At 70.7% G+C, this 12,124-nt stretch carries 13 protein-coding genes; 4 read left to right on the top strand and 9 right to left on the bottom strand.

The genetic code is table 11. The annotated features are described in order from the left end of the window. Positions 1-29 precede the first annotated feature (29 nt). Entirely contained in the window at positions 30-821 is a 792-nt protein-coding gene (locus tag AFR_RS13045) for an alpha/beta fold hydrolase (RefSeq protein ID WP_023360935.1), read from the bottom strand. A 53-nt stretch (positions 822-874) separates the two neighbouring features. Next, the gene (locus AFR_RS13040) at positions 875-2,296 is read right to left on the bottom strand and encodes a dihydrolipoyl dehydrogenase family protein (protein ID WP_023360934.1); all 1,422 of its coding nucleotides are present in this window, start codon (positions 2,294-2,296) and stop codon (positions 875-877) included. Between the two features lie 200 nt (positions 2,297-2,496). Here AFR_RS13040 and AFR_RS13035 point away from each other — a divergent pair, with 200 nt between their 5' ends. After that, positions 2,497-3,174, top strand: a complete 678-nt coding sequence (locus AFR_RS13035; protein WP_023360933.1) for a LuxR C-terminal-related transcriptional regulator — start codon at positions 2,497-2,499, stop codon at positions 3,172-3,174. On the opposite strand, the gene AFR_RS13030 is transcribed toward AFR_RS13035, so the two are convergent. Then, positions 3,171-3,716: a sigma-70 family RNA polymerase sigma factor gene (locus AFR_RS13030; RefSeq protein WP_052359703.1), complete on the bottom strand. Its 546-nt coding sequence runs from the start codon at positions 3,714-3,716 to the stop codon at positions 3,171-3,173. The two genes, AFR_RS13035 and AFR_RS13030, sit on opposite strands and share 4 nt — an antisense overlap. A gap of 219 nt (positions 3,717-3,935) precedes the next feature. On the opposite strand from AFR_RS13030, the gene aroQ reads away from it, so the two are divergent. Together aroQ and AFR_RS13020 are read left to right on the top strand one after the other, a co-directional pair. Next, the gene (gene aroQ, locus AFR_RS13025; protein ID WP_202963994.1) at positions 3,936-4,559 is read left to right on the top strand and encodes a gamma subclass chorismate mutase AroQ; all 624 of its coding nucleotides are present in this window, start codon (positions 3,936-3,938) and stop codon (positions 4,557-4,559) included. A gap of 30 nt (positions 4,560-4,589) precedes the next feature. Continuing rightward, complete coding sequence (locus tag AFR_RS13020; protein ID WP_023360930.1) at positions 4,590-4,805, top strand: alpha/beta fold hydrolase; 216 nt, start codon at positions 4,590-4,592, stop codon at positions 4,803-4,805. A gap of 1 nt (position 4,806) precedes the next feature. Here the strand turns inward: AFR_RS13020 and AFR_RS13015 are convergent, their stop codons facing one another. The 5 genes from AFR_RS13015 to AFR_RS12995 all read right to left on the bottom strand — a co-directional run bounded on the left by AFR_RS13015 (position 4,807) and on the right by AFR_RS12995 (position 9,780). After that, complete coding sequence (locus AFR_RS13015; protein WP_023360929.1) at positions 4,807-5,289, bottom strand: MarR family winged helix-turn-helix transcriptional regulator; 483 nt, start codon at positions 5,287-5,289, stop codon at positions 4,807-4,809. Beyond that, positions 5,279-6,823: an MFS transporter gene (locus AFR_RS13010; protein WP_023360928.1), complete on the bottom strand. Its 1,545-nt coding sequence runs from the start codon at positions 6,821-6,823 to the stop codon at positions 5,279-5,281. The genes AFR_RS13015 and AFR_RS13010 overlap by 11 nt, the downstream gene beginning before the upstream one ends. A 28-nt stretch (positions 6,824-6,851) precedes the next feature. Continuing rightward, a complete protein-coding gene (locus AFR_RS13005) occupies positions 6,852-8,273 on the bottom strand; it encodes a dihydrolipoyl dehydrogenase family protein (RefSeq protein ID WP_023360927.1) in 1,422 nt (473 codons plus the stop codon). A gap of 1 nt (position 8,274) precedes the next feature. After that, positions 8,275-8,835, bottom strand: coding sequence for an integral membrane protein (locus tag AFR_RS13000; RefSeq protein WP_023360926.1), 561 nt, complete (start codon positions 8,833-8,835; stop codon positions 8,275-8,277). 111 nt (positions 8,836-8,946) lie between these two features. Next, positions 8,947-9,780, bottom strand: a complete 834-nt coding sequence (locus AFR_RS12995) for a helix-turn-helix transcriptional regulator (protein WP_023360925.1) — start codon at positions 9,778-9,780, stop codon at positions 8,947-8,949. 100 nt (positions 9,781-9,880) lie between these two features. Here AFR_RS12995 and AFR_RS12990 point away from each other — a divergent pair, with 100 nt between their 5' ends. Then, complete coding sequence (locus tag AFR_RS12990) at positions 9,881-10,729, top strand: oxidoreductase (RefSeq protein ID WP_041840828.1); 849 nt, start codon at positions 9,881-9,883, stop codon at positions 10,727-10,729. Positions 10,730-10,736: 7 nt separating this feature from the next. Here the strand turns inward: AFR_RS12990 and AFR_RS12985 are convergent, their stop codons facing one another. Next, positions 10,737-12,098 carry an FAD-binding oxidoreductase gene (locus AFR_RS12985; RefSeq protein ID WP_023360923.1) on the bottom strand — a complete coding sequence of 454 codons (1,362 nt, stop codon included), beginning with the start codon at positions 12,096-12,098 and terminating at the stop codon, positions 10,737-10,739. Positions 12,099-12,124 lie beyond the last annotated feature (26 nt).

Here is a 12,124-nt window from a genome sequence, read left to right as displayed (position 1 = left end):
GCCGAGGCGAGTGGGCCATCGCGGCGGGACTACCGCGCGGCTTGCTCGATGATCTTGGTGACGGCGTCGGGGCGGCTCAGCATGACCGCGTGCGAGGCGTCGACCTCGGTGATCCGGGCGTGGGCACGCGTCGCCATGAATCGCTGCAGTTCGGGGTTGATGGCGTGGTCCTTGCGCGTGAGCAGGTCCCACGACGGGATGCTGCGAAAGCCCTCGACCGCGCTGGGGTCGGTGACCGCGTTGGTGTTGGCCGGGCGCTGTGCGGCGGCAAGGTTGGCGGCGGCGTCCTTGTCCAGGTCGCCGGCGAACGCGGTACGGAACTGGGCCGGGTCGATGGTGACCTCGGTACCGCCGGGAACCTGGGTCGAGACCAGCGGCAGCGCCGGGGTGGACTTCGCGGCGAGTTCACCGATGGTCTCGCCCTTGGCCGGGATGAAGCCGGCGATGTAGACCAGCGACTTGACGTCCGGGACAGCGGTCGCGGCGTTGGTGATCACCGCGCCGCCGTAGGAGTGCCCGACCAGCACCTTGGGTCCCTTGATGGTGGCCAGGTAGCTGGTGACGTAGGCGGTGTCGCTGGTCAGACCCTGCAGTGGGTTCGCGATGGCCCGCACCTGGTAGCCGTCGTGCCGCAGCCGCTGCATGACCGGGTTCCAGCTCGAGGAGTCCGCCCAGGCGCCGTGCACCAGCACGATTGTCGGCTTCGGACTCGGGGCGGGCTTGCCGGTGCTCATCGCCATGGCCGGGACGGCGGCCGCACCGAGCAGAGCGAGCGTGGTCGCGCCCACCACGGCGGCACGACGGGAGAAGGTGATTCGCATGACAGATCAGTCCTTTCGAGGAACTTGAGAGACGTACAAAGGGCGGGAAGTCGTCAGCGGCCGTAGGTCTCCAGCAGGCGCAGCCAGATCTCGCTGACGGTCGGGTATGCCGGCACGGCGTGCCACAGGCGGTCCAGGGGAACCTCGCCGACGATGGCGATGGTCGCGGCGTGGATCAGCTCGGCGATGTCCGGACCGACGAGGGTGAAACCGACGATCACCCGGCGGTCCTCGTCCACGACCATCCGGGCCTGCCCCTGATAGTCGTGCTGGTACAGCGCGGAACCCGCGACCGCCCCCAGGTTGTAGTCGACGACCCGGGTGCGCAGTCCCGCCGCCTCGGCGGCAGCCGCGGTCAGCCCGACCGAGGCCACTTCCGGATCGGTGAACACGACCTGCGGCACGGCCCGCTCGTCCGCCGTGGCCACGTGCCGGCCCCAGCGGCCGTCGTGGACCTCCTCGCCCTGGGCGCGCGCCACGATGACGTCGCCCACTGCCCGGGCCTGGTACTTGCCCTGATGGGTCAGCAGCGCCCGCCGGTTCACATCACCAGCGGCATACAGCCAGCCGTCACCGTCGACGACACGCAGGGTGTCGTCGACCGTCAGCCAGGCGCCGGGCTCGAGGCCGACGTTGTCCAGGCCGATGTCCAGGGTGTTGGGCGTACGCCCGATCGCCACGAGGACCTGGTCGGCCTCGATCCGCTCGCCGTCGGTGAGGGTGAGATGCACCGTGCCGTCACTGTCGCGAGCCACCGACGCGGTTTCGGCACCGACGCGCACCGACACACCCGCTTCCTGCAGCGACTTGGTGACGAGCTCACCGGCGAACGGCTCCGCCAGGTGCAGGACTCCGTCACGGGCCAGCACCGTCACCACCGATCCGAGGCTCGCGTACGCCGTAGCCATCTCCGTGGCCACCACACCTCCACCGATGATGGCGAGCCGGCCGGGGACCTCGCTCGCGGCAGCCGCATCCCGGCTGGTCCACGGCTGCGACTCCCGCAGGCCCGGGATGTCCGGCAGCAGTGCGCTGCTGCCGGTCGCCACGACCACCGCGTGGCGCGCCGTGAGGGTTTCCACCACGCCGTCGGTGCCGGTCACCTCGACGACGCGGTCTCCGGTGATCCGGCCCTGACCACGGTGCAGCGCGATGCCGGCCGACTCCAGCCAGGACACCTGACCGTCGTCCTTCCAGTGCGAGGCGAACGAGTCCCGGCGACGCAGCACGGCCCTCGCGTCCAGGTCACCGGTCACCGCCTCCCGGGCACCGGGCAGCCGGCGGGCCGCCCGCAGCGCGGAGGCGCTGCGCAGCAGTGCCTTGGTCGGCATGCACGCCCAGTACGAGCACTCACCACCGACCAGTTCCCGCTCCACGATCGCGGCGGTCAAACCACCCTGCACCACCCGGTCGGCGACGTTCTCCCCGACCGCTCCGGCGCCGATGACGATGACGTCGTACGAAGTGTTTGCCATTTCAGGTGCCCTTCGGTGACCTGCGCGTCCCACGGCTGGAACGCCGCTGGTGCAGAACGAACGTTCTACTGGGACAACCATGACGCCATTGATCGCACTTGTCAAGACCGAACGTTCTATCCGTTGGGTGTGCGTCGCCGATATCGGACAGAACGTTCTATCGGCTACTCTGAGGCCATGGGCCGCCGGAAGAACGCGTCATGATCCGCACCCTCATCGCCGGGGACCAGCCGCTGCTGCGTACCGGCGTCCGGACGATCCTCGCCACGCAGCCGGACCTGGTTGTCGTCGGCGAAGCTCAGAACCGCCGGGAAGCGGTCGAGCAGAGCCAGAATCTGCGCCCGGACGTCGTGCTCGTCGACGTACGCCCGCCGATGCTCGAAGGAATGGCAACGATCCGCCAGCTCGTCGGCGCCGGACGCGACGCCGATCGCCCGGGCGTACTGATGCTCACCGCCATCGACACCGAGGACCACGTCCACGCGGCGCTGCACGCGGGAGTCAGCGGCATCCTGGTCGAGGACTGCGACGCCGAGGAATTGATCAGGGCAGTTCACGCGGTGGCCCGGCGTCAGGTGGTCCTGTCATCCGGCATCACCGAACGCCTCATCACGAACTTTCTCGCAACTCACCCCCGACTCCCCCACACAGGGCTGGGCGTCCTCGACGTGCTCACCTCGCGGGAACAGGAGGTACTCCGGCTGCTGTCGACGGGCCGGTCCAACGCCGAGATCGCGTCCCACCTGTTCATCTCGGACCAGACCGCCAAGACCCACGTACGCCGGGTGCTGAACAAGCTCAAGCTGCGTGACCGGGTGCACGCCGTCGTCTTCGGCTACGAGAACGGTGTGGTCGTACCGGGACAGCGCCGGCCCTAAGGGGTGTCGTCCCGCTCGAGGAACTCGCGGACGGTGCGCAACGCGTAGAAGGCCCGGGACCGGATGGTGCCGTGCGGGACGCCCATGTCGGCCGCCACCTCGCTCACCGGGGCGTCGCGGTAGTACAGGTGGACCAGCACGGCTCGATGCTCCGGGGTGAGCCGCCGCAAGGCGTCGTCGACCGTTCGCCGGGTCAGCGCCCGGTCGAGGGTGTCATCGGCCATCGGGAACTGTGTGAGGTCGTCCCAGTCGAACTCCGACGGGCGGGCCAGGCGGGCGCGGACCGCGTCGATCGTCAGATTGCGGGCCACCGTGAACAACCACCGCCGCACGGACTCGGCACCGGAAGGCAGCTCGTCCACCTTGCGCCAGGCCCGGAGCATGGTCTCCTGGAGCAGATCCTCGGCCGACTCCGGCTGGTCGTAGGTGAGACGTCGCAGGTAACGCAGCAGCGCACCGGCGTTCGCGTCGTAGACCACGCGGAGGCGTTGCTCGCGCGCCCGGAACACGGTTCCGGAGTTCTCCAGGACCGGTGCACTCACAAAGTCCACCACTTTTCGGAGGAACGGGCCCGGGACGGTTCACCGGGAAGAAGGTCTTGACTCATCGACCACGGTATTGGCGGATACCAGCTATGCCGTCACGCTCTGGAGGTATCGGGCATACCTCGCCGGGGGTATTTCCGGGGCATCGATGCTTCCCGTAGCGGGCTCACCACAGAACCGGTGAACATCTCGCGGCGGCCGACCGTCGCAACAGGCGTGACGAATTCCGTGAAACCGAAACAGGGTTCGCCGTCGCGGTGGCGGCACGCCGGGGCGAGCGCACTGACGGCCGCGGGGCTGCTGATCGCGGGCGCGACGCCCGCACAGGCAGCGACCGACCGCACGCCGGCGACCAACGGGCTGGCCTCACTGGTCAGCCTGTCCGCCGAACGACTCCTGCTCGCCGACAAGGTGGCCGCGGCGAAGTTCGGCACCACCACACCGATCGAGGACCCGGTCCGTGAACAGCAGGTCCTGGATCAGGCGGCCGGGCTGGCCACCGAGGCGGGCGTCGACACCGAGGACACCGTCGCGTTCTTCCGGGCCCAGATCGAGATGAGCAAGGTGGTGCAACGCCGGCTGTACGACCTGTGGACACGCCATCCGGAACTGGCCCCGGCCGAACGTCCCGACCTGGCCACGGAGGTACGCCCGCAGCTGGACCGCATCACCGTCGCGTTCATCGGCCAGCTGGCCGCCTCGGACGATCTCCGCGGGCCGACGCTGCGGTGTGTCTTCTCCCTGATCGGCGCGGAGGCCGCAGCCGAGCGGCGCTTCCACCTCGATGCCCAGCACGAGAATGCACTGCGAGGCGCGGTGCGACCGTTGTGCGCGGCCTGACCGCCGGCTGACCGGGGCCCGCCATCGCGGGTGGTCTCGCGCACTTCGGGAGTCTCCCGGTCGTCGACATCGACGGCGACACCGCGTGACAGTGATCCCCTGGTCCATCCGCTGCGCGGCCGCGCCACGGCCGAGGCGATCCCCGGCGCCACCTTGGTGATGGTCCCCGGCATGGGGCACGACCTGCCCGAAGGCGCGTGGCCCACGATCGCCGACGCCATCGTGGCCAACGCCGCCCGGGTCTGACCTACCGCGCGCCGGTCGCCGGATGCTGCGACGCTTTCTCGTCGGGCCCGGTGGCCCTGCCGTTGAACCTCGCGAGCAGCCCGGTCAGGGTGCTCACGTCACTCTGCGGCCAACTGCTGAGCCGGTCCCGGAGCCGCAGGTCCCGGGCGTCCCTGGCCTCGTTGATGCGGTGGTGGCCCTCCTCGGTGAGGGCCACCAGATGGGCCCGGCCGTCGCCGGGGACCGGAACGCGTACCACCAGGCCGAGCGATTCCAGCGGCTGGATCTGACGGGTGATGGTCGAGGTGCCGACGCCGATGTGCTCGGCCAGGTCGGTGGGCCGGTGCGGGCCGTGATCACCCAGCCGGACCAGCAACCCGTACGCGGTGTCGGTGAGATCGGTGTGCGAGTCACGGCTGAGCCGTACCGATGCGGCCTGATGCCGGCGGACCAGGATGGCGATCTCCCGCTCGAGAGCCGCGATCGCCGACGCGTCACGGCTCATCGCGGACCACGTTGGAGGTACGCAGCGGCACTTCCCGGATGAACAGGATGCAGACCAGCGCGATCAGGGCCAGCGGTGCCGCGTACAGGAAAAGGTTGCCGGTTGCGTGACCGAACGCGCCCTCGACCACGACCCGGACCGGTGCGGGCAGATCGGCCGGTCGCGGGGACGAGCCACCGCTGACCGCCGGCACGCCGAGGGCGGCCAGCCCGTCGGAGGTGTACCGGCTGACCTGGCCGGCGAGCACGGCTCCGAGGGCCGAGACGCCGATCGTGCCGCCGAGGGTGCGGAAGAACGCCACCGAGGAACTGGCCGAGCCGAGTTCGCTCGGGTTCACGGAGTTCTGCACGGCCAGGACCAGGTTCTGCAACGTCGTGCCCAGGCCCAGACCGAGCAGACCCATACCGATCGACAGCTGCCAGTACGCTGTGCCGTCGCGGGTCAGGCCGAGCACCCCGAGCCCCAGGGTGATCAGCAGCGAGCCGGCGACCAGCACCGGCTTCCAGCGGCCGGTGGTGGTGATGATCCGGCCACCGATCGTGGAGGCCACGGCGAGGCTCAGGATCAGGGGCAGAGCCAGAAGACCGGAGCGGGTGGCCGACTGACCCTCGGCCACCTGGAAGTACTGGCTCAGAAAGGTCGACGCGGCGTACAGGGCGATGCCGATGACCAGGCTGGCCCCGATCGCCAGCACGATGGTGCGGGAGCGGAACAGCCACAACGGCAGCACGGGGTCCTTGGCCCGCCGCTCGACCAGGACGAAGACCAGCGACAGCAGCACGGTGCCGCCGAGCATGACCGCGGTCTGCCAGGAGAGCCAGGCGTACTTGTCGCCGGCGAACGTCACCCACAGCAGCAGCAGCGACGCGGCGGCCGTCAGCAGCGTGGTGCCGGCCCAGTCGATCCGCGCCGGGCGCTTGGCCACCGGCAGGTGCAGGGTCTTCTGCAGGACGACCAGGGCCGCGACCGCGAACGGCACACCGACGAAGAAGCACCACCGCCAGCCGAGCCAGCCGGTGTCCACGATGAACCCGCCGAGCAGCGGCCCGGCGCTGGTTCCCACCGCGAGCACCGCACCGAAGTAACCGGAATAGCGGCCCAGTTCCCGCGGCGGGATCATCGTCGCGATGATCACCTGGATCAGCGCAAGCAGGCCGCCGGCACCGATGCCCTGGACCGCCCGGGCCGCGATGAGCAGGGCCGGGTCCGAAGCCAGGCCCGACAGGACCGAGCCGGCCGTGAAGATGGTCAGGCCGAGCTGGATGAGCAGTTTCTTGCTGACCAGGTCGGCCAGCTTGCCCCAGACCGGGGCGGACACGGTCATGGCCAGCAGCGTCGCGATGATGATCCAGGTGTAGACGCTCTGTCCGGCATGCAGGTCCGCCACGATCGCCGGTAGTGCGTTGGTGACGATCGTCGACGACAGGATCGCGACGAAGATGCCGAGGTACAGGCCGGACAGTGCCTGCCGGATCTGCGCACGGGTCATCGGCGCGGGCCCGGCCGGAGCGGGGGCGTCGTTCAGCACGGTCATCGGTCCTCCCCGAGGGTGCCGGTCCGCATCAGCGGCCGTAGGTTTCCAGCAGGCGTAGCCAGATCTCGCTGACGGTGGGGTACGCCGGGACCGCGTGCCACAGCCGGTCCAGAGGGACTTCCCCGACGATCGCGATCGTCGCTGCGTGGATGAGCTCGGCGACATCCGGGCCGACCAGCGTGAGCCCGACGATCACCTTGCCGTCCTCGTCGACGACCATCCGGGCCTGACCCTGATAACCCTCGGAGTGCAACGCCGCACCGGCCACCGCGCCCAGGTTGTAGTCGACCACCCGGATCCGCAGCCCGGCCGCCTCGGCCGCCGCCGCGGTCAGACCCACCGAGGCCACCTCCGGATCGGTGAACACCACCTGGGGTACCGCGCGCGCGTCGGCCGTGGCCACGTGCCGGCCCCAGCTACCGTCGTCGACCTTCTCGCCCTTGGCCCGGGCCACGATCACGTCACCGACCGCGCGGGCCTGGTACTTGCCCTGATGGGTCAGCAGCGCCCGCCGGTTCACATCCCCGGCGGCGTACAGCCACTGGCCGCCTCCGGCGACCCGCATCGTGTCGTCGACTGCCAGCCAGGCGCCGGGCGCCAGTCCGACCCGGTCCAGACCGAGGTCCCCGGTGTTCGGCGTACGACCGACCGCGACCAGCACCTCGTCGGCCTCGATCCGCTCACCGTCAGCGGTCTCGATGTGGACGGCGCCGGCCTGGTCACGCTTGACCGAAACAGCTTCCGTGCCCAGCCGCACCGACACACCGGCCTCGCGCAGCGACGCGGTGACCCGCTCGCCGGCGAACGGCTCCGCGGCCGGCAGAACGCCATGACGAGCCAGCAGCGTGACCGAGGACCCCAGGGTGGAGTACGCGGTTGCCATCTCCGTGGCCACCACACCGGCGCCGATCACCACCAGCCGGCCCGGCACCTCCTTCGCCGCGGCCGCCTCACGACTGGTCCACGGCTGCGACTCCCGCAGGCCCGGAACGTCCGGCAGCAGCGCGCTGCTGCCGGTCGCCACGACCACCGCGTGGCGCGCGGTGAGCGTGACCACGGCACCGCCGGCACCGGTCACCTCGACCACCCGGTCACCGGCGAGGCGCCCCTGACCACGGTGCAACACGATCCCGGCCGACTCCAGCCACGACACCTGGCCGTCGTCCTGCCAGTTCGACGCGAACTCGTCCCGGCGGCCCAGCACCGCTGCCACATCGAGCGCACCGGTCACCGCCTCCCGGGCACCCGGCAGCTGACGAGCCGCCCGGAGCGCGGACCCGCTGCGCAGCAACGCCTTGGTCGGCATGCACGCCCAGTACGAGCACTCACCACCGACGAGTTCCCGCTCCACGATCGCAGCGGTCAGACCGCCCTGCACCACCCGATCGGCGACGTTCTCCCCGACCGGTCCTGCCCCGATGACGATCACGTCGTACTCGATGGAAGTCATGTCAGTTTCCCTTCGCGGCGCGGCCGAGCCGCAGCGCTGAGATGAGGAAGAAGACGCCACCCGCGATGGCGTAGCCCGCCGCGTTCGCCAGCGTCGGGTTGTCGGCACCGGCCGACGCGAGGAACGACCCACCGACCAGCACCGACAGGCCACCACTGATGATCATGGGCCACTGGCCGCCCAGCTTGCGGCGCCTGATGCCCACGATCAGCTGGACCGCCCCGGCGACGATCGCCCAGGCACCCCACACCCGCAGTACCGCGGGGATACCGGATGCGGCGGCAGCGCCCACACCGATGGCGGTGATCAGGCTGACCGCGATGTTCACGTACAGCAGGGCGGGCGAGCCGGACGTGCGTGACGAACGCGCGTCGACGATCGCCGCACCCGCGTCGAACAGCGGGTACAGCACCAGCAGGACGGCCGCGAGCGGGCCGATCTCCTTGGCCGTCGTGAACAGCAGCACCGCCCAGACGAGGGCGAAGGCGAAGCGGACGAAGTACAGCTGCCGCAGAGCGGACGCGGTCTTCGAGAGACCGGGCGAAGTCGCGATGGTGGTCATGGCTGATCCCTTCTGAACAGAACGAACGTTCTATTCAGTCACCATCCTCTGCCCGGCGACCACTGTCAAGACGGAACGTTCTACCCTGCCCGTGACGAAGGTCTCGCGTCGTCAGGACTCCGGGCGTACCCGGCGGGTGGCGTGGAGAGAACCCAGCAGAAGGAGCGCCTCAGCGCTCGGGCTCGCGGGCGCGGCCTGGTAGACGACGAGGATCTGCCCGGTGGCCCCGCGCACGTCGAAGGACTGGGAGACGAGCGCGAGCGGCCCGACATCGGGGTGGACCAGCTCGGTGGCTTCCTGAGCTTTGCCGTAGACGGCCTGCGACGACCACAAGGCAGCGAAGGTGTCGCTCTCCTCCTCCAGCGAACACACCAGCCCCCGCAGACGCGGATAGCCCGGATCGAGCCCGTGAGCATGGCGCAGCCCGGCCACGACCGACTCGGCGAAGCGTTCCCAGCGGACGAAGAACTGCCGGGCCGCCGGGTCGAGGAACGTCATCCGGGCCAGGTTGTCCACCGCCTCGAACGGGGAGAACAACGCCTCGGCCAGGGCGTTGACCGCCACGAAGTCCTTCGCCGGGTTCAGCACGAAGGCCGGAGCTCCCGCGTTGCCGTCGAGCAGATGCTGCAGCGGCCCGCTGACCTTCTCCCGCGGGGGCCGGCGGATCTCCAGCACCGTGCCGGCCAGCCGGTACAGGTGCTCGCGGGCCTGGTCGTCCATCCGCAGGGCACCACTGATCGCCTCCAGGATCTGCGGGGACGGGCTCCGCTCGCGGCCCTGCTCCAGACGGGCGTAGTAGTCGCTGTTCATGCCGGCCAGCACGGCGACCTCCTCCCGCCGCAGCCCGGCGACCCGCCGTCTGCCGTACGAAGGGAGGCCCACGTCATCGGGGCGCAGCCGGGAGCGGTGCGCGCGGAGGAACTCGCCGAGGTCGTTGCCGGTCACCGTTCGAGGCTAGGCCGGAACCCGCCGGCGTGCCTGGGTACGGCGTACCCAGGAAAGGACCGTCCTGGTGGCGGCCGGCCGCAAGGCACAGGCTCGATGCATGACCAACACAGCCAGGACTTTTCTGATCACCGGGGTCAGCAGCGGCCTCGGCCGCGCCTTCGCCGTCGCCGCCCTGGCGGCCGGCCACACCGTCGTCGGCACCGTCCGTAAGGACGCCGACGCGGCGGACTTCAGCGCTGTCCAACCCCAACGCGCGCACGCCCGTGTCCTCGACGTCACCGACGACGACGCCGTCCTCGCCGTCGTGGGCGAGGTCGAGCAGACCGTCGGCCCGATCGACGTGCTGATCGCCAACGCCGGTTACGGCCTGGAAGGCACCTTCGAGGAGACCCCGCTGTCCGCCCTGCGGGCCCAGTTCGACGTCAACGTCTTCGGGGCGGCCGCCACCATCCAGGCCGTCCTGCCGTTCATGCGCGCCCGTCGCCGCGGTCACATCCTGGCCGTGACCTCGATGGGCGGGCTGGCCGGCTTCCCGGGCGTCTCCGCCTACTGCGGCAGCAAGTACGCGCTCGAGGGCATCCTGGAATCCGTCGGCAAGGAGGTCGCCGCCCTCGGCATCCACGTCACCGCGGTCGAGCCCGGATCGTTCCGGACCGACTGGGCCGGACGGTCGATGACCCGGGCTCCGCGCTCGATCGCGGACTACGACGACCTGTTCGATCCGATCCGGGAGGCTCGCCAGGAAGCCAGCGGCCGGCAACTCGGTGACCCCGCCCGCGCTGCGGCCGCCGTCCTGCACATCCTCGACGTGCCCGAGCCGCCGCACCACCTCGTTCTCGGCTCCGACGCCCTGCGGGTGATCCGGGCGGGCCGCGACGCCGTCGACCAGGACCTGGCCACCTGGCGGGAACTCTCCCTCTCCACCGACTTCCCTCAGGACCGGTAGGCCCAGCTCAGCGCGGCAGCGGGATCGCGCTGAACACTTCGGACGGGTCGAAGTGGGCCTTGAGCGAGCGCAGGCGACCGGCGTTGCCGCCGAAGCCGAACTCGATCTGGTCCACGGCGTCCGCGGCCAGCAGGTTGGGGTAGCCGCCGGGCAGCGCGTACGGCTTCAGGGCTGCGTCGAGGTCTCGGGTCCACTGCTGCTGCACCGGCGACTCGTGCTCGTCGGTCCAGACCGAGATGATCTCGATCATGTGGTGAGGATCCCGCGTACCGAACGCGGTGGCTTGCGGCGCGACCCTGGTCGCGGCGCCCTGGAAGGGGTGCAGGGACACCGCGGTCAGCGGTGAGGGCTTGCGGGCGACGTGGTCGGCCAGCGCCTCGGCCACGTCCTCGGAGAGCACCGGCACCGAACGCGTCCGGATCTCCACGTGCCGCCCGTACGGGAACATCGCGCCCAGCTCAGCCGCCCCGTCGGCGAGACGCTTCTCGCCGATCTGGGCCATCAGGGGTGTGCCCAGCCGGGCCAGCGCCTGCACCGGGCCGTCGCCGGCCAGACCGGCTGCCAGCGGGCCGCACCAGGTCGGTGACAGCAGGACCACGGGAGCCCCGTCGGGCCCGCTGAGCAGCGCGGTCTGCACCGAGAGCTCGTCGGGCATCTCGGCGTGCAGCTCGCGCAGGCCTTTCAGGACCTGGGTGGCCTGGTCGAACGGGTAGATCACGGCGCCGCCCACCACCGACGGCACCCGGTGGACGTCGAACTGGGCCTCCACCACCACGCCGAAGTTGCCGCCACCGCCCCGGAGCGCCCAGAGCAGATCCGGATCGGCGTTCACCACGGACCCGTCGGCCAGGACCACGGTGGCCGCGACCAGGTTGTCGGCGGCCAGTCCGAACCGCCCGCTGAGCGGCCCGTATCCGCCGCCGATCGCCAGGCCGACAAAACCCACCGAGTCGGTCGTACCGGTCACCGCAACCAGCCCCGCATCGCCGGTGGCCCGCAGGACATCGCCGATGCCGGCGCCGCCGCCGACGATCGCCCGGCCCTTCTCCGCGTCGACGCGGACACTGCTCAGGCCGGACAGATCCAGGGTCAGGCCGCCCGCACGCAGCGAGCGCCCGGCCCAGTCATGTCCACGCCCGCGGACGGACAACGGCAGGCCGAGCCGGCGGGCCACCGAGATCCCGGCCCGGACGTCACCGACCTCTGCGCACCGGACGACGATCGCCGGGCGATCAGCCACGGCGCCGTTCCACGGGGGTACCGCGGCATCGATCGCCGCGGCGTCGGTCACGATCCGCTCGGCACGCACCACGTCCTCGAGAGCGGCGGCGGCCTCGGCGGCCGGGGAAAGGTCGGGATTGCTGGGCATGGGTCGTCCACTCCTTGGGTGCCTCG

The sequence above is a fragment of the Amorphoplanes friuliensis DSM 7358 genome, from assembly GCF_000494755.1.
GTDB classification, from domain to species: Bacteria; Actinomycetota; Actinomycetes; order Mycobacteriales; family Micromonosporaceae; genus Actinoplanes; species Actinoplanes friuliensis.
This window is presented reverse-complemented; position numbering and strand designations above follow the sequence as displayed.